Origin of the sequence: Bacillus cereus group sp. N14, assembly GCF_016483555.1 — a bacterium.
GTDB lineage: Bacteria > Bacillota > Bacilli > Bacillales > Bacillaceae_G > Bacillus_A > Bacillus_A wiedmannii.
Window position 1 is genome coordinate 130837 of record NZ_JAEHBQ010000003.1, and the last position, 22689, is coordinate 153525.

Consider the following 22689-nt stretch of genomic DNA (forward strand, 5'->3'; position numbering starts at 1 on the left):
ACGGTTGTTTTTACACAGTATAATTCACTGTTGAATATGTTAATAAAGTAGCAAATTCATAGGAAATGGTATTAATATTTTATGTCACATGATGTGCAAAGGGGGAGTGTAGTGAAATCGTTAACGGTTATTATTTTGTATAGTGAAAGAACGCAAATATTAGAAGAATCAATTCAATCTATATGGAAGCTAAATCCTCTTGAAATTATAATTTTAGTTCCTAACGATAGAAGTAATTTGTATGAAATAGCAAAGAAACATAAATGCCATATTGTTTTGATGGATAAATATAGTACGTATTATGATGGGTATGAAGCTTCTGTAAAGGCAGCAAAAGGAGATGTATTGTTATTTGTAGATAGTAATTCTTTATTATCTTCAAATGAAATGAAGAATTTTATTGAGCCAGTCATTACAAATCAGGCTGATGTAGTATTAAACAAAATAGATAAATTTATCGAAGTTGGTAAATGTCCAAATATGGATATTGTTTGGAGAAAAATGTTAAATGAAATTTTATGTCGACCAGATTTAAAAAGCAATTCAATATTTTCATTACCATATGCACTTACGAAAGAAGTAGTGGTAAATATCGGCTTTGGTTATATAAAAGATATCGTTCTAGCTCATATGAACATAGTGAATCAAGGCTGGCGGATTAACGATCAATATGCAATAAAAACGTTATCTGAAGATGAAATGTTAGAAGAAGAAGGGTATTTATTTAAAAAAGAATTATCAGAAAATGAAAAAGGGAAAGTGGAAAAATATTTAATCGGTATTTCTAAATGGATAGAGAAAAAGGGAAGAAGAGTAGGGTTTACTGATGCAGGAAAAAGAAGAGATATTATTCAAAGATTAGGTGAAAGCAAGCAGTATCCTTCGTATCATCGAGGTTGGGGAATGCATTCTTCAATTTATGACGGGAAACAACTATCTGTCATTATACCAGTGCAAAATGAAGAAGAGACTATAGAACAAGTAATACTTGAGGCAAGAAAAATAGAACCGCTAGAAATAATTGTCGTTGTAAATGGTTCAACAGATCAAACGGCCAATATTGCTAAAAGACTTGGTGCTACTATTATTGAATATAACGAACGACTTGGTCATAATGTTGGACGTGCTATTGGAGCGCTTGAAGCTACAGGAGATATTCTTTTATTTATTGATGGTGATTTTAGTGTTTCAGGAAGTAATTTGCATCACTTTACAAAAGCAGTTTCAGCTGGTGTAGACATAGCATTAAATGATTTGAATCCGATGTTAAATCCTCCGTTTTATGTTGTAGACGTCGTAAAGTATATGCTTAATTTAGCATATAATCGTCCAGAATTAAGTAATGGCTCATTAGTAGCGATTCCACATGCTATGAGTAGATCATGTTTAGATGCAATAGGCTGGGAAAGTTTACTATGCCCTAGTCTTGCACAAGTAAAAGCTATATTACAAGGGTATAGAGTAGAATGTGTACATTACGTTGATGTTGTAAAACCGAATAGAATTCGTTTAATGGAGAATGTAAGTCATAATGGACATCCTCCAGCGGTATTAAGAATAATTGGTGATCACGTTGAAGCTCTCTCTTACTTAATAGAACACCTTGAAATAGATGGAAAGGGTGATTAAACTGTTAGACCAATACAAAAAAATTAACATTTCATATGAAGAATTATGGCAAATGGATTTTCAAACTACAGAACCATTTATACTCAAGGTTGATTGGGGTAAAGTAACGTATGAATTTTTAATTCGTATTAAGCCGGGTGCTTCTAACACTATTGTTTTTGGATCCGGAGCAGGTGGATTTCAAGAACAGCCAATTGGTCCACCTATTTTTCATAGACATTCTTGGATGGAAGAGTTTGAAGATACTGTTATATATTATAATGATCCTACATTATATCTTGGAAAATTATCTTTAGGTTGGGGACAAGGGGAGTTAGATAGATTTTACTTACAAGATATAGCAAATATTTTAGAAATATTATTTACAAAGTTAAATATTGATTCGAAAAATGTGTTGTTTTATGGCAGTTCCGGGGGAGGGTTTATGTCTTTAATTTTAGCTGGATTCGTTAAGGGCTCCACAGTTTTAATTAATAATCCTCAAACAAATTTATTAAAATGGATACCTGTACCAATAAATCTAGTTTTCGATTTGTCTTATCCAGGTTTATCAAGAGAAGAAGTTGAGGAGAAATTTGGCGAAAGAATTAATGTTGTGAAATTTTTTAATCACATTAAATATGTACCGAATATTTATTTTTTGCAAAATTTCGCGTGTGAATTTGATGTGCAAAATCATTTAATACCATTCATTTTTGAATTAGAACAACTGGATAAAGATACAGAAGTAAATCAAATTGTAATAGACTTATATTTCGATAAAAAAGCAGGGCATGCAGCTGTAGGTAAGAGTGAAACAATTGAATATATAAAAAAAGTAAAGCCTAATCAGACTGTAAAAAAAGAACAAAAAGAAGTGGCACTGTCAGTCGTTATAGTTTTAGGAGAAGAAAAATCGAAATTGAATCAAATTTTAAACAAATTGCACCATATAAAACCATTAGAAATTATCATTGTAGCTGATGATAGAATGAGTGCGATACAATCCATACCTACATTTGTTGAGAGTAACGTTGTTGTTATTGAAGAGAAAAATAAATGGAAAGTACCAGTTCATGGGGCGAAAATCGCTAATGGAGATGTAATTTTATTTTTAAATGGAGAAGATGTTATTTTTTCGGTAGAATTAGAACGATTTATAGAACCACTACTGAAAAAGGAACAGGATGTAATCTTGAATAACATAGACTCCGTATGTTTTGAAAAGGTGAGAGTAGAATGGCCAAGTATTGCTATGGTGTATAGAAAAATAGTAAATGATGTATTGGGGCGTATGGATTTAAAATATGATTCGATGTTATCTATGCCATATGCTATGACTAAAAAAGCAATTGAAGACATTGAATATGACACCTTGCAAAATCCAGTTCTTTCCCAAATCACCCTTATTGAGAAAGGGTGGCGACTACAATCCTCGTCAGCCATCACTAACACCTCTTTGAATAATATAACCGCAAACAAAACCTCTTTCTATAAAAATCAATTAACTAAATTACAAGTATGTGAGATTAAAGAGAACATAAAAGCTTTGGAAAGTTGGTTACAACGAAAAAATGCTAGAGGTAACTATACAGATGGAGGAAGAAAAAGAGAAATTATAGAGCAACTAAAAAAACAAAAGAATTATTCAAGTTTTCATAAAGGATGGGGTATGAATTCATCGATTTATAATGGGAAACAGTTATCAATTATTATACCAGCACAAAATGAAGAAGCGACGATTAAAGAAGTTATTCTTGAGGCAAGAAAAGTTGAACCGAAAGAAATAATTGTTGTCATTAATGGGTCAACAGATCGGACAGAAGTAATTGCTAAGCAATTAGGGGCAACCGTAATTGTTTATCAAGAAGCATTAGGGCATGATGTAGGACGGGCAATTGGTGCACAAGAAGCCACAGGGGATATACTTCTCTTTATTGATGCTGATTTTGCTATTCCAGCAAAAGATCTTCATCCGTTAACACAGGCTGTTACGGATGGTGTTGATATAGCTTTAAACGATTTAAATTTAAATCTTAGATTTCCCCTATATATTGTAAATTTATATAAATATATGTTGAATATTGCTTGTAACCGTAAAGATTTAGGAGTGGGATCTACAATTGCTGTTCCCCATGCTATTAGTAGAAAATGTTTAGAGGGAATTGGCTGGGACACTCTTCACACAGCGTGTGTTGCGCAAGTAAAGGCAATATTAGAAGGGTATAAAGTCGAATGTGCCCATTTTGTAGATGTAATGAAACCAAATCGTATTCGTCCAAATGAGCACTTTGCAACAGTAGGACATCCACCAGCTGTATTGAGAATTACCGGCGATCATGTAGAAGGGCTTTCTTATTTACTTAAGAATAGGGATTTTAAAGATTTATTTTAATTTGGAAGCTACTATTATTAATAGGCGTGGAATAGCAACGGATAGAGTATAAGTTGAGTATTGGAATGAAAACAAAATTTAAAAAAGTTACCATTTTGGTTCAGGTGTAAGTGAAAAGTAAAAACTTCTTAAAATACATGAAGAGGTTTTTATTTTTTTATTTTAACTTATTTTAAGTATATCAAGTAAAAAATAAATAAAGAAGTAACGATAAGTTCTATATAACTTAATATCAGATGCAAGTAAGGAGGGAATACCTTTTCTTACATCAATAAAAGGTGTTTTAATATGTATTTAGAAATTAAGGTCTATCCAAATGTTGGGGCAGAAATATCTCTAAGGTGCAATTATGAATTTTCATCTAATTTTAATGTCATACCATTTACCGCATGTATTTCTATTTCAGTAAAAGATGATCTGAATTTATTAATTAATTTATCTAGTTTAATAATAAATTAAACATATATAAAACTGATAAGAAAATAGCAGCTGATTTATAAAATTTAGTAGGAGAGTCGTGTCTAAATTCGATAAACTGCATATATTGTTAAGAGAAAGGAGGGAGAGTTATGGCATGTACTACGAATAATGTTTGTTTAGATGTGTGTCTTAAAATTACAATTACCCCTGGTAGTGGAATTGATGCAGAAGTGGATTGTGGGGGCACATGTGGGACAAGTCCTACAATTGTAATTAGTCCTAGTGGATCAATTGTTATTACTTTACCATTAGTTGCATGTTTCTCAATTGCACTAAAAGATGATTTAAGTGTTGACTCTGCATTAACAAGCCTCTCTTTTCAAACTTCTTAAGAAAGATACAGAAATGAAAAGCCTGCCTGCTACTTTTCTTTTGATCTAATCTAAAAATAAAAAAGATGGTTACAACCCATCTTTTTTATTCTGTCATATATTAAAAATGAGATAATATATTATTTAGTAGGTAGGATGTATAATTAAAAGCACTCTTTACCTCTTTTTTGTTCGATGAGGTAAGAAATTGCTTCTATATGATCGCCAATGATTTGTTGTGTTGCTAATGAAAGGGAACTTTCCTCAGAGAAGTGTTTTTCAGGTCGAACACGATTCAATTTATCAACGTCGACAGAATGGACATTTTGTACATGAAAGCCTGCTAAAATTGTTTTAACTTGACTTAAGGTTGGTGAAAGAAGTGAATCAAACCCAATTGTATGAATGCATTTTCGACTAAAAGCATGAGGGACAGCAATTGTGGATCCCATACCTAAATCTTTCCGATTACATGCTAAGTTGATAGCATATTTACATGCGGTGACGATAGAATACGGTAGACGATACATATAGTAGTACTCTAGTTTATTTAAAGCTAAGTCCGTGCCATTTTGAATAGATTGTACAAATGGTAATAAATCATAACTAGAAATTAAGAAATCTCCATCTACAAATAATAGTATTTCACCTTTTGCAAAAAAGGCACCGACAGCACGTCCCGTATCATTTCCAAGTGCTTCTTCGTAACTTATAACTGTTGCACCGCAACCCTTCGCCAATGCCTCTGTTTTATCTGTTGATCCATTAACAATAACGATAATTTCAAAAGGTTTTAATTTCTGTACCTCAAAAATGACAGATTCTATCGTTTTTTCTTCATTTTGAACAGGGATAATAACTGATAATTGCTTATCTCCATAAGTATTTGAATAAAACTCTTTACCTGTAATTATTTTTGGGATGTATTTTGGTTCACCGTTTTGAAGCCCTAAAATAATATCACGATTTCGATTACAATCGGTATAGTTTCCTCTTTGATCTCGCACTAGATTGATCCAATTTGCAATGGCTGCAAGATGATAATGAATGAGTTGAGTTGAAGGAAAAGAGGGAACTTGAGGGATAGAAATTTTTAATTGATCGCAAATCCGAAATTTATGTTCAATAATTTTCATTTGTGCCAATATTGGATTTGATAAACTATCTGAAGTAATTACCTCAAGTACTTCTTTTGTCATTGCATAGGGAGGAAATAATAAGGAGTTAACATTTAAATCTGGACGATGAAAAAAATGATTCGTAACTTGCTGCCAAATCATTGCTAAATTTGGCTGTTGTTTTTGATAAAAAAAATCATCTAAATTATTTAATACGACGTCAGCAAATCCATTTAGTAACGGTTGAAGAAATTGTATAAGTGAGGAGGCGTGAATAATGTAATTTTCATCTAAAAATAAGAGGTACTCTCCCTTTGCTTTTTTTGCACCAATTACATAACAATTAGTAGATTCTATCGGCTCTTTTAGTGTAATAATTTCACAATTGTAAGATCGCGCAATATCAATAGAATCATCGACACTACTAATAATAGTAAGGATAATTTCAAAAGGTTGTAGTTGTTCACATGCTTTCAAAATTTTAGGTAAATTTTTTATTTTATGTTGTATGGGGATAATAATAGAAATTGGATTTTTACACATAAGCAGTCTCCTTTTTAATCAGAGGTAGTTGTTAATAAGATTAGATAAAAGAGGAGATACATTTTCTTTTTGTTATAAGCATAACAATCATTTAGTTTTATTAGACTCATAATTTTCTTTACTTGTATTAGAACCTTTATTTATTCCAGAAGCGAGTAAATTATTGAGAACGCTAAGGTCTAATTGCAGAGGGATGGAGTTTTCGGATGGAGTTTTCTCATTTTCTTCTTTTGTAGTTAATATAGTCTTTATATTTTTAATTTCTTTATATTGTTTTAAGGTAATGAAAAATCCAGAAATAATTAAGAGAAAAGAAACAGTAGTAAGTGAAAGTATTATTTCCAACATAAAATAGCCTCCTTTAAAACTATAATAATATTATAGTTGAATGTAATAAAACAGAATTCGAGCTAATGAGTTCACTTTTTAAATATATGCAAATCTTTAGTAAAAGTTACTGGTTTCTAAGTTATAGGAAGCAATTATAGAAACGTTATAAATATAAATAAATGAAAGGTTCATTTGTAGTGTAAAGGTATATATTATATAGCCTAAACTTCATTTTATAAAAAGTTAAATAGGGTGTAAATTTATACAAAAAGAGCATTTAATTGGACAAATAATTAATTATGTGAAATAATAATAACAGACAAGGAGACGTTGATTTTCCTTAAGTGCTTCGAATTAATTTTATTCAATAAGAGAAGGTGTGCTTAAAGAAGTTAAATTAAAAAAGGAGCTGATTTATTATATGCAACAAAATAATGATTTAAATTTTGAACCTCAAGACGTTAATATTGTCAATCCTAAACAAGCCAGGAAAGCAGTAGTTGCTACTGGTATAGGGAATGCAATGGAGTGGTTTGACTTCGGATTATACGCGTATTTAGCGGTTATCTTAAGTCAATTATTCTTCTCAGGTGTTGATAATAGTGGATTGCAACTTGTACTTACATTTGCTACTTTTGCAGTGGCCTTTCTCGTTCGACCAATCGGAGGTGTATTCTTTGGTAGAATAGGAGATAAGTACGGCCGAAAAATCGTGTTAAGTACTACTATTATTTTAATGGCACTTTCTACATTATTCATCGCATTACTACCAACCTATGAACAAATTGGTGTATGGGCACCAATACTACTTTTAGTTGCCCGAATGATTCAAGGCTTCTCTACAGGCGGCGAATATTCAGGAGCAATGGTTTATATCGCAGAATCTTCTCCAGATAAAAAGCGTGGTATACTCGGTAGTGGTCTTGAAATTGGAACACTCTCAGGTTACATTGCTGCATCGGTAATTGTTACCATTTTGACGTTATTGTTAACAGATGAGCAAATGCTCAGCTGGGGCTGGCGTATTCCTTTCTTAATAGCTGCACCAATTGGTTTGGTCGGTTTATATTTACGCCGTCATTTAGATGAATCTCCCATCTTTGAAGAGATGGAAAAAGCACAAGAGGAATCTGAAGACAACGAACAATTTTCATTTATGGATATATTAAAATATCACAAAAAAGACTTCTTATTAAGCACAGTAATTGTCGCCTTCTTTAATATTACGAATTACATGATTCTTTCGTATATTCCTTCTTATCTAACTCAAGTACTTAAAGTCAAAGAAACAACTGGCTTATTAATTATTTCTATTACGATGGCACTTATGATTCCGCTAGCACTTTATTTCGGTAAATTAAGTGATAAAATTGGTAATAAACGCGTCGTGCAAATTGGTTTACTTGGTTTAACAGTATTTGCAATTCCAGCATTTTTACTAATAGGTAACGGACATATTGCAGCTATATTTGCAGGTATTTTCGTATTAGGATTCTTCCTAAGTGTATATGAAGGAACATTACCTTCATTATTACCATCACTATTTTTCACCGATGTACGTTATCGAGCGCTTTCGATCTCATTTAATATTTCTGTATCGATATTCGGTGGAACAACACCGCTCGTATGTTCATACTTAGTTCATGCAACCGGTAACCCGCTTGCACCGGCATTTTATTTAGCAGGTGTAAGTATTATTGGATTAGTCGTATTTAGTGTATTATTCGTTACAACTTCAGGACGTGCACTAAAAGGTTCATATCCTACAGTAGAATCGAAAAAAGAAGCACACCAGATTGCAAAAGAAGACCCTGAAGAAACACTTTGGTGGCATGAAGAGTCGTTAGAAATTGAAGCAGGGAAAAATGCTTCAATTTAAAAAGTAACGTAGAAGTATAAAAAGACTCCTATGAAAATAGGAGTCTTTTTTTGTTATGTTATTTCTTTCTTTTCTTCAAATTCTTCTGATACAAATAAAGCTTATGAATCTCTTCCTTAAATTCCTGAAGTAGCATCATATCCTCACTATTTGAATAACGTACTGTATTATAAGCATTTACAATAATATGACTCTGAATATTTACATCTTCTTCACTATTTATTCTTTCTAACCATGCTTCAACAGTTTCTCCTCTTTTTCTATTTAAAGGAGGAGTTAATTTACTCTCCAGTTTAAAAATTTCTTTTCGAATTTCATTATGTGGCGGTTTGTTTCGTTTAAAATGTTTTAAACTCATTCCTTCTTTATCAGTGATAATAGTAGATTCGAAGGCAGAGATATTTGGTAAACTTAATTGTTTTCGTTTTTTTATTATTTTCCAAACGACGTAAAAAGCGATGACTGTACAAACTAATATTGTAATACTATTTATAAGGGTTGGATCAAAAGAACGATGTCCAAATTCATCCTTAATTTGAGGATCTTTTAAATTTCCTTTATTCGACCAAAAATCGTCTGTTTCTTTTGATTCAGCTGCCGAAAATAACGGATTAATGGCGTATCCAAATCCTAAAGCAACTACTTGTACGGTATAAGAAAAAAGAAGCCGAATGTATGGGAAAATAGGAATGAGGAAAGCACTAATTATTCCAATCGTAATAAGAGACGCGAAACGTAATAACTGCTGATTACGATTTGCCCCGGTTAACCAAAATGTAATCATTATGTGTATAACTAACAGTAACAGTTTCCACAAAGGTGGAAAGGGCGCATAAAATACGGCTGAAATACTAAACCAAACAATACCGCCTAATGATTTTTGAACTGGATATCCTGGTCCGATTACATATACGATAAAGAAGAAAAGCGGTAACATTATTGTGCCAAATAGAGAGAAAGAGAGAAAGAGAGAACAACCGATTATTTGAGTAATTAACAGTATGACAAAACCTGTTGTTTTTTTCTTCATTAGTTTATGGATAAGAAATACTCCAATATAGCCTGTTGCTAAAAATATAGCAATGCCGATGAGTTCATCTCTTTCCGTTAATAACGAAAGGAGGAGCAGCAGAATAAAGTCATTAACGTGATAAAGCCAAGTTTTCAAGCTTTTCCACCATCCCTTCGTTATTAATGAGAAACGTAGGCTGAGAGAGAAGAGGGAGTTCATTTCTCTGTAAACCAATGTATATCATTGTAGACGATCGTTCTCTTTTTCTCGTTACATAATGAAGAAATCCTTGTTTCGGAAGTAACGTACTATCATCTGAAATACGCGCTAATTCCTCTAAAGATATTCCGTAATGTGTTTGCCCTTCGTTTAATGGTAAGTGCAGAGGACCACCTTCAGCTAATACACTAATAAATAGTTCAAACGGTATTTGATGCTTCGTTGCGTATTGACAAATGTATGTTGCAAATGAAATAAGGTCTTCTATATTATCTTTCCAACCAAATCCGCGATCAGCAGCTAATGAAAGACAAATCGTCCAACTATAATTTTTTACAGGTTCATATTGCTTCGCCTGTAATTCTTGCATTTTAGCAGATGCTTTCCAATGAATAGAACGGAAAGACTCACGTTCATATCGTTTAACACCGATAATAGATGTTTCATCATTGTAAAAAGAAAAATTCGTTCGATAAGATCCGGTTAAAAGTTGCTGTAGTTCTTGTAAGCCTGCTACTTCTTTAGGAGAAGGGTACACAATAATTTCAGTCCTCAATTTATCAAAAATGGGCAAATGTACAGTTAAAAGATGAAAAGGATCTTTCAAGACACATTCGAACTGTTCAATTTGAAACACACCACGTTTCGTTGCGGTTAATGTTAAATCCCACTTTTGCGCCGAATGAGCAGGTTGTGAAAACGGGAAAGAGAATAGTGTTTTTGATATTTGTTCAATTCCTTGATCTTTTTGTGGTAGTAGTGACGGATTTAAATGAAAATAACAAACACCGTTAACGAGCGGTATATTTGCTCCATTTTTTAAATGAATAAAAAACTGCCCAGATTCATTAGGAAAAAGCCGAGTAGTTTGTTTCTCATTTACGACTTCAAATGTTTTCTCTATGTAAGCGACATATTTATAAATGAAAATCGCAAATAAATAATAGAAGAAAAAGAGAAACATAATGATTCGTTGTGGCATAAAAAATGTAAATAGTATAGCGCCTGGGACAGTTAGTTGAATAATATGGAGTTGGAAAAATAAAGGTACAGTTACAACGCGCTGTCCATTCATGTTTGTTCAATCTCCACTGGTACGTCAACCTCTTTTAAAATCCTTTGCATAATTTCATTTTTTGTCGTACGTAATGCACCTTCCATTGATAAGACGATACGGTGATTCCAAACAGAAGGAACTAAAAATTGTATATCTTCTGGCGTGCAATATTCTCTGTCGCGTAAAAAGGCTAGTGCTTGAACTGCGCGTACTAAAGCTAATGTGGCACGCGGGCTTACACCGTTAGCGATGTAATCATGATTTCTTGTAGCGTGAGCAAGTTTAATAATGTAATGTTCTAACGGTTCTGATACGAAAATTTCTTTTACTCGTTTCTGTGCTTCTAAAATATCATCTAAAGAAATAACAGATGTGACACTTTCTAGTGGTACATCGCTACGAAAACGTCGCATCATTTGTAGTTCATCCTCTGGAGACGGATAACCAATTGAAATCGTCATTAAAAAGCGATCAAGCTGTGCATCTGGAAGAGGGAAAGTTCCTTGTGATTCAATTGGATTTTGCGTCGCAATAACAAAGAACGGTTTCGGAAGAGGAGTAGATTGCTTTTCAAGCGTTACTTGTCGTTCTTCCATCGATTCTAATAAACTAGACTGTGTTCTAGGCATAGCGCGGTTAATTTCATCGGCAAGCAAAATATTGGTCATGACTGGCCCAAGTCTTAACTCGAATTCACTCGTTTTTGGATTGAAATATTCAATACCTGTTACATCACTCGGTAGTACATCCGGTGTAAATTGGACGCGAGAAAAATTACCACCAATACTTTTAGAAAGTGTTTTCGCAAGTAACGTTTTCCCCGTACCAGGCACATCCTCAAGCAGTACATGTCCATCAGCAAGCAATGAAACGAGTAATAAATCTATAACATTTTCTTTACCGACAAAAACCGATCCTATGTTTTCTTTCAATTTATTTATCATATGTATCATTCCTTTCAAAATATAAGCGGATATTTCTATATTTTAACAAATTATTCAGAAAATTGATATGATTTTTTAATTCAAAGAAATGAATATCCAGTTATTAAATTATACTTGCATATTTTGGAATGTAGTTATACAATATCGATATACGATGTATCGTTAGTCGATATATCAGTAAGCGATGTATCGGAGGTGGTTATAATGAATGCGAAAGCGAAAAAATATATTCCGTTAACAGAGGCGACATATTACATATTGTTATCACTAGTGAAACCAATGCATGGTTACGGAATTATGCAAATGGTAGAAGAGATGACAAATGGAGAAGTAAAGCTCGGTCCAGGTACTTTATATGGGAATACGACGAAGTTACTAAAAGAGAAGTTAATAGTTGAAGTGGCCTCTACAGATAGAAAGAAGTGCTATGAGTTAACGCCACTTGGTAAAGAAGTATTAGAGCTAGAGTATAACAGGTTGCAGAGATCTGTAAGGAATGGGAATAGTATTTTAGGGGAGTGAATGGAAGATGGAGACTAAAAGGGTATTTAAGTTTTTTACGGCATGGAATTTAGAAAAAGAAGAAGCTTTTTTACGAAAGATGCATCAGCAAGGTTGGGCATTACAAAAATATAATTTAATGTATACGTTTAAGAAAACTGAGCCAAAAGATGTAATATACAAAGCTGATTTTAGATTAGTTTATAGAGATTCGAAAGAACAACAACAAGAGTATTTCGAAATATATGAAATGTCAGGTTGGGAACGTGTAACAAGTTTCACAAGATGGAATTATTTTTGTAAAGAGGTAGAAGAGGTAAATGAATTACCTGATATATACTCAGAAAAGGAGACGAGGGTACAAAAGCTAAATGAGTTATTGCTATTCCTTGTTATTATATCAGCAAGTATATTACCATCAATGTATAACTTATTTTTAAGCCCGATGGAATCAAGAGTGCCAATTTGGGCGAAAGTTATGACAGGTCTTACAGGTTGTATGTGGATATACTTCTTTATAAGACTCTCTTGGAAAATTAAGAAATTAAAAAGTGAAATATTATAATAAAAAGTAGAGTTAAAAAGAAGTTGATTTTGTAAAGAGAGAAGAATATCGGAATCAACTTCTTTTGTTTCTATATAATCGTATTTTTGTTCACTCTTTTTTATATAATAAAAATCTATATAAAGGCACAAAATTAACAGTTACGAAGAACCCAACCCAAAAATAATAAATGAAGAAAAAATGATTCATATCGAAGATCAAAAAAATAAAAGATGACTAAAGAGGTTTGGGTGTAACTTATAATAAGGAAGAAAAACATTTTTTGATTAACATATTAAATCGATAAACCCCCTACAAAAAATTGGTAGGGGGTAATAAAATTATTTAAGAAAAAGATTGATTTTGCGCAGGTTTAATAAATTGCTCCGGGTTTTCAACAAGTCCGCATACAGCGCATTGGACTCTGTATGTTGGTCCTTGATAGGACATATGAAAAGCATTCATCGTTTCGTTTGTGTATTCTTCTTCTACTTGACCAGTTTGTGGATTTAACTTGACTGGTTTTACTTGTTGCTCAAGAATATTAAAGCGAGTACGGTTCGTTTTACAGCTTGGACATAGCATTGGTTCCATATGTATACACCTCCATTTGTAGCATTTCTTACTTGATATGATTTTATGCAAGCAAAAAAACTTTCTCAATATAAATGGGTATTTAAAGTATTCAAAATTCAGAAAAAATAAAATATAATAAAGGTACGAACTGGTTATGTCCAAACCAAATCTCCTGTTTTATGCCAATAAGCTGGGGGGCCGAGAAATCGGCCTCATTTTTTTGTGCTCGTTGCTATAAGGAACAAGGTTTTTATGAGACATTTGTCGAAATTTTAGGGATGGATATAAAGGAGGATGTAAAATGAATTTAAAAATGAAGTACATCATTTTATATGTAGAAAAGTTTGAAGAATGTTTAAGATTTTATAAAGATATTTTACAGTTACCTATAAAAGCAGAGCATGGTACATATATTGAATTTAATACTGGTTCTACAATTTTAGCGATGAACACAAGGCAAGATGTGAAAGAATTAACAGGACTACCACTTACAGAAGGTGAGTTACAATCTTCTCATTTTGAATTGGGATTCGTTGTTGATCATGTACAAGAAACAATCGAACAATTTAGAGAGCAAGGTATTAAAATCTTAGTTGAACCAATTGTGAAACCGTGGGGACAAACAATTGCATACATTGCCGATCCAGATGGGAATTATATTGAAATTTGCAGTTCATTAGAATAGAAGGAGAAAAAGAGATGGGGTTTCCGAAACTAGAAACAGAACGTTTACAATTAAGAGAACTTACATTGTTAGATGCAGAAATGATGTTTCATTATTTTTCAAAAGAATCTGTTATACGTTATTTCGGAATGGATTCTTTCGAAAATATTGAGCAAGCGAAAACAACGATTCAAACGTTTAAAAATCGTTATGAAGAGGGAAGTGTATTTCGCTGGGGAATAGAGAAAAAAGGGACAGGGCAATTAATTGGAACGTGCGGATTTCATTTAATTAACAATCATCATAAACGTGCTGAAATTGGTTATGAATTAGACGATACATATTGGGGACAAGGATATGCATCTGAAGCGTTACAGGCGATTTTAGTTTACGGGTTTGAAACATTGCAACTAATTAGAATTGCTGCTGTTGTATATGTAGAAAATAAAGCTTCTCAAAAGTTGTTAAAAAAAGCAGGTTTTCAAGAAGAAGGATTACTTCGAAAACATATGATTCAAAATGGAGTCGCTCATGATACCATTTTATACTCGTTATTAAAAGAAGAGTGGAAGAAGTAATGCACACGGCTGAAATTATAAATGTTATGAAAAAACATAAAGAAAACAGATTCATTTTAGGTATAGATGGTTTAAGTCGTTCCGGAAAAACGACATTTGCAACAAACTTAAAGGAAAATATGAAACAAGAAAGTATTCCGTTTCATATTTTTCATATTGATGATCATATAGTGGAGCGTAATAGACGCTATCATACAAACCATGAAGAATGGCATGAGTATTACCATTTACAATGGGACATTGAATGGCTCCGGCAGGAATTTTTTCAAAAGCTACAACATGAAACGAAATTGAAATTACCTTTCTATCATGAAGAAACAGATATATGTGAAATGAAAAAAGTACAGATCCCTATTGTAGGTGTAATTGTAATTGAAGGAGTATTTCTTCAGCGAAAAGAATGGAGAGATTTCTTTCATTATATGGTGTATTTGGATTGTGCAAGAGAGACAAGGTTTCTACGCGAGAGTGTGGAAACGCAGAAAAACCTTTCAAAGTTTGAGAATAGGTATTGGAAGGCAGAGGATTATTACTTAGAAACTGAATTGCCGAAGGATAGGGCGGATGTAGTCATCCAATGATTTGAAAATAGAAGGTGAATATAATGAATATTTTATGGGATTTTGATGGGACGTTATTTGATACGTATCCTGCATATACAATGATGCTATCTGAAATTTTAGGTGATAGTGTGGATAAACAAGAAATATACAAAAACTTAAAAATATCATACTCTCATGCAATTCAGTATTATAATATTTCATGCGAACAGGAAGAAAAGATTAAAATTTTGAAGGAGAAATTCACTCCAAAAGATATGAAACCTTTTGCAGGTGTCGAAGAGGTTTTGAAATTTGCAGATAAAAATGTGATTATGACCCATAAACATAGGGCAGGGGTTATGGAAATTTTAAAATATTACGGCTGGAACAAATACTTCGTAGACATGGTTACAATTGACGATGGTTTCCCCCGAAAACCGAACGCTTTATCTTATGATTATTTGCATAAAAAGCACAGTATTGATTTAGCTATTGGTGATAGAGAATTAGATTTATTACCTGCAAAAGAATTAGGTATTTCAACATGTATGTTTCAAGGGAATTGTGATGTAGCGAATTATTCTTTATCGCATTACTCGGAATTTTTTAACGTAGTGATTGATAGAGAGGTTATTTTATAAATAATTCAAATAAAACCTCTACTTTTTGCTTGAAAGTAGAGGTTATTTTCTATGCTTTATAAAAACTATAGAAAATTAATACTTTCTAGTACTTAGGAGGAGATTGGTATAACGATTTGAATTATATAGTTATAGATAAATCTATAGATGAAAAGATTTCAATAAAGCGAGTGATCACATGAGTATTTTTATTTTAGAAGATGATGTTATACAGGCGCAGCAAATGAAGCGGCTAGTTGAAGAGATTTGTGAGGAGTATATGTTGCCTTTTGATTTTATAGAGGTAACTAGTAAAAGTGAAAACATCATTACTAACATTCCTAAGGCGAAGTATATCCCAATCTATTTTTTAGATATAGAGATAAAAAGAGAAGAACGTAAAGGGTTACAAGTGGCACAAGAGATACGAAAGTATGATACGCAAGGAATTATTGTGTTTGTAACGACGCATTCTGAATTTGCACCTATTTCATATCAATACATGGTATCAGCTTTAACTTTTATTGATAAAGGGTTGCCATACGAGGAGAGGTGTAACGTTTTTGAACAATGTTTACTCCAATATGAAGCGCGTAATAAGCATATTATTCCATCTGATGATTTTATCGTTGAAAATAGTAATGCGACTGTGCGGGTTCCGTTTCATGAAGTTGAATATGTTATGACCGATGAACCGCACCGTTTAGCATTAGTGACGTTAGATCGTATCGTTTATTTTTATGGAACATTAAAGGAGATAGAAATAATAGATGAACGTTTATTTCGTTGTCATCAGTCATATATCGTGAATACGAAGCAAATGTCTTATTACGATGTGAAGCAAAAAATGATAGTTTTAAAAAGCGGGAAACGTATTCCAGTATCACGTCGTTTATTGAGTAAAGTACGTAACATATTAAAGGGTGAGATGTAATGTATATTTATGATTTATTTGCAATACTGCTTACTAGTATAAGCCATACGTTTTTATACATTCAATTAATCCGGTACAACAGATTGTCAGTTAGAATGTTAATAGCTTTAAGTGCAGTATTCATTATTTTACTGGCTATTGTCGTAACAGTAACGAGATACCCAGAGTTGAATAGTACTATTGTGTTATTTTTAATAAGTTTAGGATTAATGCAAAATGAATTGAAATTTAAGCATAATGTATATTTTGCACTAGTGAGTATGGTAATTATAACGTTAGTGAAAATGTTGCTTTTCGATTTAGGAATGAAAACCTTTATGTTAACGCCATTCAATTTATATTTATGGACGGGTAGCATGATTCATCTTATCGTATCAACCCTTACTTTTATCGGTATTTTTGTAGCTCGGAAAAGAATCCGAAAAATTGCTCAATATATAGTAGGTAGTCGGCTATACTATGTAACTTATATATTATTAATTGCCGGATTTATTATTGAATTAATCTTAACTCAGCCATCTACTGCGTTTTTATCACAATTAAATCGACAATACAGTGAATTAAGTTATATTTCAGCGATTATTGTATTTTTATTATTAGTCATTATAGTACTTATAAGTTCACATTTATCGAAAGCAAAGTTACAAGAAGAGCATGAAAAACGCTTAGATAAAGAGTTATTAGATTATGTGGAGAAATTAGAGGATATGCATGACGAGCTTGCTAGTTTCCGTCATGATTATATGAATGTATTATTATCGTTAGAAGAGGGAATACGTACGAAAAATGTGAAAGAAATTGAGCAAGTGTATTATGACGTTATAGCTCCTACGTTAAAAACAATAAATGATCATGAACTTGATATTGCGAAATTATCTCGCATATATATTCCTGAAGTAAGAAGTGTATTAAGGGCGAAAGTTAGCACTGCTCAGCACCAACAAATAAAAGTAATGCTTGATATACCGGAAAACATCGAAAGTGTTTCGATGACGATTATTTCATTTATTCGTATCATTTCAGTTTTAGTAGACAATGCAATTGAAGAAGCAGTACATAGTGAGGAAAAGATATTGCAAATCGCCTTCTTTGAAATGGATTCACGACAATATTTTATCGTGCGTAATAGTTCAAAGAGTGAAGAGATTGATCTGCGAAAAATTTATGAGAAAAACAATTCAAGTAAAGAGGGGGCTAGAGGATACGGGTTATTCTCATTAAAACGTATTATGAATAAAACAAATAATGCGACGTTAGAAACAACTTATGTACGTCCTTATTTCACGCAAACATTCATATTAAAAGAGATAAAATGACCATCTATGATGAAAATGAAACCGAATAGGAAAGAACTACATACTTTCTTCACTCGTTTTTATATACTTCAAGTAAGAGGTGAAGCGAGATGAATGGACTTATTTTTACAACAATGATTTGCTTTGGTTTACCGCTTGTAGCACTTTTATATGCTGTTTGGAAGAAACGCTATATTCCATATATGTTAGGTGTATTGGCTTTTGTTGTATCGCAAATATTGATCCGCATACCAATACTGAATTATGTAAATGGAACTAGCACAGATTTTCAAATGTTTTCAATAATGCAGCCTGTATTATTTGTACTTCTGCTTAGTTTATCAGCTGGAATTTTTGAAGAGATAGCTCGTTTTATCGCAATGCGTTATTTTATGAAGCAACGAGATTGGCAGTCTGGTTTTTTATTTGGAGCAGGGCATGGTGGTATTGAAGCGGTGTTGATAGTTGGTATCCCGGTAATATCCCTATTATTGTCACAAACAGTCATTCAAAATGGTGACAGTTATTATTTCGGCGGTATTGAGCGCATCTTCGCGATGGTATTGCATATTGGACTGTCCTTCATTATATTACAAGCTGTCGTCCAAAAGAAATTTCGTTATGTTGTCTATGCAATTCTCATCCATGGAACTGCAAATGCATTAGCGGGCATTATATCGCTATATGTACCAGGGGAAAGCGGGATCATAATGTCAGAAGTTTCAATAGCAATTTGTGCTTTACTCGTTTTTAGTTATAGTTTCACTTTAAAAAGAAAGGGTGTATGAAAATGAGAAGAATGTTACTTATTATTATAAGTGCTATCGCGGCGTTCGCGCTTGCAGCATGTACCGGTAATAAAGTAGATGAAAGTACGTCAAAAAAGTTTATTCCAAAGGCGGAAGAAATTGTATCATTACTAAATGAGGCGAAGTATAAAGACGTACACGAAAAATTTGATAGTAAAATGAAAGCTGGATTGCCAGAAGAAAAAATGAAAGATCTTACACCTGTAATTGAGAAAGCCGGTACGTTCGAAAAAATTGAGAAAAAATCGATTGAAGAAAAAGATGGTTCATATACTGTTATTCTTGTAGCGAAATATAGTAAAGAACAACGGACATTCATTATAACTTATAATAATAAAGAAGAAATAGCAGGTTTATATATTAACTAAAAACAGATACAGTGGAAGTTCTCGCTGTATCTGTTTTTTTTGTGTTAACTAAATTATGGATATTTGTGCTAATATGAACTCATAGCTATAGAGAAGGGGTGTGAGTATGAAAACTGAAATAGTTCCTAAAAAGAAGTACAGCATAATAAGCTACATATCTTTACTCATCGGCATTTTATGTTTTCTATTCGTTTTTATAACGCCAACAAGGATAGCGAATGCAGGTAATATAGTGGGAGATTATATTACAGTCGCACTCACAGTTGCAGGAATTATACTTTCTATCATTACGATGACGAAAAAAGCAGAGAAGAAGGGGATTGCTATTCTTTCATTAATACTGTCCTCATCATTTTTTATATTTTGGATCATCGCAATTATTTTATTGTTTACTGGTCAAATTAGTTTTGCGCCGTAATATGTAATAAAAAGAGTCCTTCTCGTATGAAGGACTCTTTTTATTCGGTATCTTCCGGTTGATATTCTAAAATATCCCCTGGTTGGCATTCTAACGCTTTACAAATAGCATCTAAAGTTGTAATTCTAATTGCTTTTGCTTTTCCATTTTTTAATATAGAAAGGTTAGCCATTGTAATTCCAACCTTCTCTGAAAGTTCAGTTACACTCATTTTTCTTTTCGCTAACATTACATCAATATTAATTATTATTGCCATGTTATTCACCTCAGACCGTTAAATCATTTTCTGATTTTATATCTATCGCATCTTTTAAAAGTCTTTGGAGAACGGCAGCAAAGACTGCGATAACTATTGAAGAAAAGATAAGGATCATGCCAATTATTATAATACCTGGTGCATCATCTCTCTCTGCTACAAGATAGAAAAGCGGCATACCTACTACATATAATACACTAATTGTAATAGCACATTGTTTTATCTTTTTTAAAGCTCTAACAGATAATTTCGAGAAGGCGTTCCCCTTATCAATGTAGCTTACAAGTTTAAAGGATTGATATAGAGCAAAATAAAAAGGTATCACCGTTGCATATAGATTGATTAAAACAAGATATTTTATATATGCAATATCCGGGTATAAGTCCGCTGCGTAATTCCCGATATTAGGAATTAAAAATATACACAAAGCAAAAACAGGAATACCGATAAGGATAATTGCTGTCTTTAAAAAGAGTGTTGATCCTTGTTTCATATAAAGCACCTCATTTTTAAATTATCATATTAATTTAACATAAATTTTATCGTTTAACAATAAATTCTTATTTATTTCAATCGGATTTTTATTGAGAAACAAATTTTAGTGAAGAGAATGATAAGACGTTTTTATAAAAAAGGTGTGGTCTCTAGTTATTTGAACATAAAAAGCTATGATATGTACCGTTCGTTGCTTTACTAATAAAAGAAAGTAAAGGTAATGATTGTTAGCTTCATGAAAATTGGGGATTAATAAAACATATATAGGTTGTGGAAATCTTTTTGTATATAAATGAATGTGAAACATACGGAGGAACAACAATGTCGAATTTGGGTTTATTGATGAAGAAGTTACTGTTAGTAGGAACAATCACACTAAGTATGTTATGTACGGAAAGCATGATGAATGATCATACGGTGGAAGCTAAGGTGAAACAAGTAGAACGGCAACCGAAAAATGTAATCATAATGGTTATGGACGGAACGAGTTCTTCAGCAACGACATTAGCTCGCTTGTATAAAGGGGAACCACTTGCACTAGATGAAATTGTAACAGGAGGAGTTCGTACCTATTCGGCGGAATCAGCTATAACAGACTCAGCTCCAGCAGCTACAGCTTTAGCGACGGGGAATAAATCGAATTCAGGATATGTAGGTATATTACCTTCTATTGTAAGTTCACCTGGATTAAAATCAATAAAAGAAGAGGACAAGTTACGTCCAGTTGCCAATGTTTTAGAAGGTGCCAAACGCACTGGTCGCGCAACTGGAATAGTTGCTACAGCTGAAATTCAGCACGCTACTCCCGCTGGATTTTCTGCTCACCATATTAACCGTAAGCGTTTTGACGTAATTGCGGAGCAGCAAGTGTATCAAAATATAGATGTCGTATTAGGTGGGGGAAAAGAGGCACTGCTACCTATAAAAAGAAAAGATGGTGAAGATTTAGTAAAGGTGATTCAAGACAAAGGATACGACTTTGTCGAAACGAAAGATGCATTATTGAACTCTAAATCTAAGAAAATTTGGGGCTCTTTCTCACATAATGCTCTTGCGTTTGATATGGATCGTGAAGCAACAAATCCGGAGCAACCAACACTTTCTCAAATGACGGAAAAAGCAATTCAAACACTATCAAAAGATAAAGATGGTTTCTTTTTATTTGTAGAGGGAAGTAAGCCAGACTGGGCAGCTCATGTGAACGACCCAATAGGGATGATTAGTGATGTATTAGCATTTGATAACGCAGTTGCAGAAGCATTGGAATTTGCAAAAAAAGATAGTAATACGATGTTAATAGCTGTAACTGATCATGGTAACAGCGGTATTTCTATTGGGAATACGAATACGACAAAAGGCTATAATATTACGCCGGTCTCTGCATACATTGATCCATTAAAAAAATCGAAAATGACACTTGAAGGTGCTACAAATAAACTGAAATCTGATTTATCAAATGTAGAAGATGTAGCTAAATTATACGGTTTGGACAATTTAACTTATGAGGAAAAAGAAAGAGTAAAAGCAGCAAAAAAGAAATCGGATGTAGGTCCAATACTTACTACATTATTGGCCAATCATGCGAACATAGGCTTCACAACAGGAGGCCATACAGGTGAGGATGTGTTTTTATATTCTTACGGTCCTCAAAAGCCAAACGGTTTGATCCAAAACATAGACATTGCGAAGACGATGGCGAAAGCAATGGGCTTTAACTTAGAAGAAGTAACAAACAAATTATTTGTAGAGAGTGAATTAGCCTTTAAACGAAAAGGTGCAACAGTAACAATAGGTAATACTGATGCAGAAAACCCGGTGCTCATAGTAAAACGTAATAATGTAAAAGCTCAATTATTTGTAAATAAAAATATAATTCGTATTAAGAATAAAGAATATGAATTAGGTAGTGTCGTTGTAGAAAGCAATGGCAAGTTCTATATACCAGAAGAAGCAATCCGCTTATTCATAAAGCATTCTCGTTAAAAAAATGCCAATTCCTTAGCAAGTACTTAGGAATTGGCATTTTTTGTGTAGATGAAATTTCATTCGAAAACAAGAGTAAAGAGAATCGCTGTTTCTACAAAAATATTCTCTACGTTTATAAGTTATTGTGAATGAGGATTTTGCAATATTAGACCTATTGCTATCATATATTTTTCGCCCTGCCTAAAAAAATCTTTCTCAACATTCTCT

24 protein-coding genes are annotated in these 22689 nt (G+C 32.8%); 16 read left to right on the top strand and 8 right to left on the bottom strand.

Annotated features, from left to right (window positions below; all coding sequences use genetic code 11):
- Positions 1-111 precede the first annotated feature (111 nt).
- From JDS82_RS06400 to JDS82_RS06410, 3 genes are all read left to right on the top strand, one after another.
- Entirely contained in the window at positions 112-1629 is a 1518-nt protein-coding gene (locus tag JDS82_RS06400) for a glycosyltransferase family 2 protein (protein WP_074650715.1), read from the top strand.
- A 52-nt stretch (positions 1630-1681) separates the two neighbouring features.
- Complete coding sequence (locus tag JDS82_RS06405; protein WP_199713018.1) at positions 1682-4003, top strand: bifunctional glycosyltransferase/dipeptidyl aminopeptidase/acylaminoacyl peptidase; 2322 nt, start codon at positions 1682-1684, stop codon at positions 4001-4003.
- A 569-nt stretch (positions 4004-4572) separates the two neighbouring features.
- Positions 4573-4815: a hypothetical protein gene (locus JDS82_RS06410; RefSeq protein ID WP_071742369.1), complete on the top strand. Its 243-nt coding sequence runs from the start codon at positions 4573-4575 to the stop codon at positions 4813-4815.
- A 143-nt stretch (positions 4816-4958) separates the two neighbouring features.
- Here JDS82_RS06410 and JDS82_RS06415 read toward each other — a convergent pair whose 3' ends face one another.
- A complete protein-coding gene (locus tag JDS82_RS06415; protein WP_061673305.1) occupies positions 4959-6455 on the bottom strand; it encodes a glycosyltransferase in 1497 nt (498 codons plus the stop codon).
- A gap of 87 nt (positions 6456-6542) precedes the next feature.
- Positions 6543-6803, bottom strand: coding sequence for a hypothetical protein (locus tag JDS82_RS06420; protein ID WP_064449483.1), 261 nt, complete (start codon positions 6801-6803; stop codon positions 6543-6545).
- A 403-nt stretch (positions 6804-7206) separates the two neighbouring features.
- On the opposite strand from JDS82_RS06420, the gene JDS82_RS06425 reads away from it, so the two are divergent.
- Positions 7207-8664, top strand: a complete 1458-nt coding sequence (locus JDS82_RS06425) for an MFS transporter (protein ID WP_001186936.1) — start codon at positions 7207-7209, stop codon at positions 8662-8664.
- Positions 8665-8722: 58 nt separating this feature from the next.
- Here JDS82_RS06425 and JDS82_RS06430 read toward each other — a convergent pair whose 3' ends face one another.
- From JDS82_RS06430 to JDS82_RS06440, 3 genes are read right to left on the bottom strand one after another with little or no spacing between them, the layout of a single operon-like run.
- Entirely contained in the window at positions 8723-9832 is a 1110-nt protein-coding gene (locus JDS82_RS06430; RefSeq protein WP_199712880.1) for a DUF4018 domain-containing protein, read from the bottom strand.
- A complete protein-coding gene (locus JDS82_RS06435) occupies positions 9807-10970 on the bottom strand; it encodes a DUF58 domain-containing protein (RefSeq protein ID WP_001014378.1) in 1164 nt (387 codons plus the stop codon). The genes JDS82_RS06430 and JDS82_RS06435 overlap by 26 nt, the downstream gene beginning before the upstream one ends.
- Complete coding sequence (locus tag JDS82_RS06440; RefSeq protein ID WP_048560660.1) at positions 10967-11896, bottom strand: AAA family ATPase; 930 nt, start codon at positions 11894-11896, stop codon at positions 10967-10969. Before JDS82_RS06440 ends, JDS82_RS06435 begins: the two co-directional genes overlap by 4 nt.
- Before the next feature lie 204 nt (positions 11897-12100).
- Between JDS82_RS06440 and JDS82_RS06445 the strand changes: the two genes are divergently transcribed.
- On the top strand, positions 12101-12418 hold the full coding sequence (locus JDS82_RS06445; protein WP_064057066.1) for a PadR family transcriptional regulator: 318 nt from the start codon (positions 12101-12103) through the stop codon (positions 12416-12418).
- A 7-nt stretch (positions 12419-12425) separates the two neighbouring features.
- Positions 12426-12962, top strand: a complete 537-nt coding sequence (locus JDS82_RS06450; protein WP_064057067.1) for a DUF2812 domain-containing protein — start codon at positions 12426-12428, stop codon at positions 12960-12962.
- 324 nt (positions 12963-13286) lie between these two features.
- Here JDS82_RS06450 and JDS82_RS06455 read toward each other — a convergent pair whose 3' ends face one another.
- Positions 13287-13535 (bottom strand): hypothetical protein, encoded by a 249-nt coding sequence (locus JDS82_RS06455; protein ID WP_048547666.1) that lies wholly within the window; start codon positions 13533-13535, stop codon positions 13287-13289.
- A 283-nt stretch (positions 13536-13818) separates the two neighbouring features.
- Here JDS82_RS06455 and JDS82_RS06460 point away from each other — a divergent pair, with 283 nt between their 5' ends.
- The 9 genes from JDS82_RS06460 to JDS82_RS06500 all read left to right on the top strand — a co-directional run bounded on the left by JDS82_RS06460 (position 13819) and on the right by JDS82_RS06500 (position 19745).
- The gene (locus JDS82_RS06460; RefSeq protein WP_001049855.1) at positions 13819-14202 is read left to right on the top strand and encodes a VOC family protein; all 384 of its coding nucleotides are present in this window, start codon (positions 13819-13821) and stop codon (positions 14200-14202) included.
- Positions 14203-14216: 14 nt separating this feature from the next.
- A complete protein-coding gene (locus JDS82_RS06465; protein ID WP_000506655.1) occupies positions 14217-14759 on the top strand; it encodes a GNAT family N-acetyltransferase in 543 nt (180 codons plus the stop codon).
- On the top strand, positions 14759-15340 hold the full coding sequence (locus JDS82_RS06470; RefSeq protein ID WP_199712881.1) for a kinase: 582 nt from the start codon (positions 14759-14761) through the stop codon (positions 15338-15340). The genes JDS82_RS06465 and JDS82_RS06470 overlap by 1 nt, the downstream gene beginning before the upstream one ends.
- 23 nt (positions 15341-15363) lie before the next feature.
- Entirely contained in the window at positions 15364-15942 is a 579-nt protein-coding gene (locus JDS82_RS06475; RefSeq protein WP_048560666.1) for an HAD-IA family hydrolase, read from the top strand.
- 178 nt (positions 15943-16120) lie between these two features.
- Entirely contained in the window at positions 16121-16855 is a 735-nt protein-coding gene (locus JDS82_RS06480; protein WP_199712882.1) for a response regulator transcription factor, read from the top strand.
- Entirely contained in the window at positions 16855-18171 is a 1317-nt protein-coding gene (locus tag JDS82_RS06485; protein WP_199712883.1) for a GHKL domain-containing protein, read from the top strand. Before JDS82_RS06480 ends, JDS82_RS06485 begins: the two co-directional genes overlap by 1 nt.
- An 89-nt stretch (positions 18172-18260) precedes the next feature.
- Positions 18261-18938 carry a YhfC family glutamic-type intramembrane protease gene (locus JDS82_RS06490; protein ID WP_001013694.1) on the top strand — a complete coding sequence of 226 codons (678 nt, stop codon included), beginning with the start codon at positions 18261-18263 and terminating at the stop codon, positions 18936-18938.
- A gap of 2 nt (positions 18939-18940) precedes the next feature.
- Positions 18941-19327 carry a DUF3887 domain-containing protein gene (locus JDS82_RS06495; protein WP_001253791.1) on the top strand — a complete coding sequence of 129 codons (387 nt, stop codon included), beginning with the start codon at positions 18941-18943 and terminating at the stop codon, positions 19325-19327.
- Positions 19328-19433: 106 nt separating this feature from the next.
- The gene (locus JDS82_RS06500; RefSeq protein WP_000845551.1) at positions 19434-19745 is read left to right on the top strand and encodes a hypothetical protein; all 312 of its coding nucleotides are present in this window, start codon (positions 19434-19436) and stop codon (positions 19743-19745) included.
- 40 nt (positions 19746-19785) lie between these two features.
- On the opposite strand, the gene JDS82_RS06505 is transcribed toward JDS82_RS06500, so the two are convergent.
- Positions 19786-20001 carry a helix-turn-helix domain-containing protein gene (locus tag JDS82_RS06505; RefSeq protein WP_000974615.1) on the bottom strand — a complete coding sequence of 72 codons (216 nt, stop codon included), beginning with the start codon at positions 19999-20001 and terminating at the stop codon, positions 19786-19788.
- Between the two features lie 10 nt (positions 20002-20011).
- Complete coding sequence (locus tag JDS82_RS06510) at positions 20012-20494, bottom strand: DUF2975 domain-containing protein (protein WP_199712884.1); 483 nt, start codon at positions 20492-20494, stop codon at positions 20012-20014.
- A 323-nt stretch (positions 20495-20817) separates the two neighbouring features.
- On the opposite strand from JDS82_RS06510, the gene JDS82_RS06515 reads away from it, so the two are divergent.
- Positions 20818-22479: an alkaline phosphatase gene (locus JDS82_RS06515; RefSeq protein ID WP_199712885.1), complete on the top strand. Its 1662-nt coding sequence runs from the start codon at positions 20818-20820 to the stop codon at positions 22477-22479.
- The last annotated feature ends 210 nt before the right edge of the window (positions 22480-22689 follow it).

Excerpts from the sequence above, each read along its gene's own strand:
- JDS82_RS06455 (WP_048547666.1), bottom strand. The coding sequence starts at position 13,535 with ATGGAACCAATGCTATGTCCAAGCTGTAAAACGAACCGTACTCGCTTT.
- JDS82_RS06490 (WP_001013694.1), top strand. The coding sequence starts at position 18,261 with ATGAATGGACTTATTTTTACAACAATGATTTGCTTTGGTTTACCGCTT.
- JDS82_RS06410 (WP_071742369.1), top strand. The coding sequence starts at position 4,573 with ATGGCATGTACTACGAATAATGTTTGTTTAGATGTGTGTCTTAAAATT.
- JDS82_RS06465 (WP_000506655.1), top strand. The coding sequence starts at position 14,217 with ATGGGGTTTCCGAAACTAGAAACAGAACGTTTACAATTAAGAGAACTT.
- JDS82_RS06420 (WP_064449483.1), bottom strand. The coding sequence starts at position 6,803 with ATGTTGGAAATAATACTTTCACTTACTACTGTTTCTTTTCTCTTAATT.
- JDS82_RS06500 (WP_000845551.1), top strand. The coding sequence starts at position 19,434 with ATGAAAACTGAAATAGTTCCTAAAAAGAAGTACAGCATAATAAGCTAC.
- JDS82_RS06460 (WP_001049855.1), top strand. The coding sequence starts at position 13,819 with ATGAATTTAAAAATGAAGTACATCATTTTATATGTAGAAAAGTTTGAA.
- JDS82_RS06440 (WP_048560660.1), bottom strand. The coding sequence starts at position 11,896 with ATGATAAATAAATTGAAAGAAAACATAGGATCGGTTTTTGTCGGTAAA.
- JDS82_RS06480 (WP_199712882.1), top strand. The coding sequence starts at position 16,121 with ATGAGTATTTTTATTTTAGAAGATGATGTTATACAGGCGCAGCAAATG.
- JDS82_RS06450 (WP_064057067.1), top strand. The coding sequence starts at position 12,426 with ATGGAGACTAAAAGGGTATTTAAGTTTTTTACGGCATGGAATTTAGAA.
- JDS82_RS06435 (WP_001014378.1), bottom strand. The coding sequence starts at position 10,970 with ATGAATGGACAGCGCGTTGTAACTGTACCTTTATTTTTCCAACTCCAT.
- JDS82_RS06425 (WP_001186936.1), top strand. The coding sequence starts at position 7,207 with ATGCAACAAAATAATGATTTAAATTTTGAACCTCAAGACGTTAATATT.
- JDS82_RS06515 (WP_199712885.1), top strand. The coding sequence starts at position 20,818 with ATGTCGAATTTGGGTTTATTGATGAAGAAGTTACTGTTAGTAGGAACA.
- JDS82_RS06495 (WP_001253791.1), top strand. The coding sequence starts at position 18,941 with ATGAGAAGAATGTTACTTATTATTATAAGTGCTATCGCGGCGTTCGCG.
- JDS82_RS06405 (WP_199713018.1), top strand. The coding sequence starts at position 1,682 with ATGGATTTTCAAACTACAGAACCATTTATACTCAAGGTTGATTGGGGT.
- JDS82_RS06445 (WP_064057066.1), top strand. The coding sequence starts at position 12,101 with ATGAATGCGAAAGCGAAAAAATATATTCCGTTAACAGAGGCGACATAT.
- JDS82_RS06475 (WP_048560666.1), top strand. The coding sequence starts at position 15,364 with ATGAATATTTTATGGGATTTTGATGGGACGTTATTTGATACGTATCCT.
- JDS82_RS06505 (WP_000974615.1), bottom strand. The coding sequence starts at position 20,001 with ATGGCAATAATAATTAATATTGATGTAATGTTAGCGAAAAGAAAAATG.
- JDS82_RS06510 (WP_199712884.1), bottom strand. The coding sequence starts at position 20,494 with ATGAAACAAGGATCAACACTCTTTTTAAAGACAGCAATTATCCTTATC.
- JDS82_RS06415 (WP_061673305.1), bottom strand. The coding sequence starts at position 6,455 with ATGTGTAAAAATCCAATTTCTATTATTATCCCCATACAACATAAAATA.
- JDS82_RS06470 (WP_199712881.1), top strand. The coding sequence starts at position 14,759 with ATGCACACGGCTGAAATTATAAATGTTATGAAAAAACATAAAGAAAAC.
- JDS82_RS06485 (WP_199712883.1), top strand. The coding sequence starts at position 16,855 with ATGTATATTTATGATTTATTTGCAATACTGCTTACTAGTATAAGCCAT.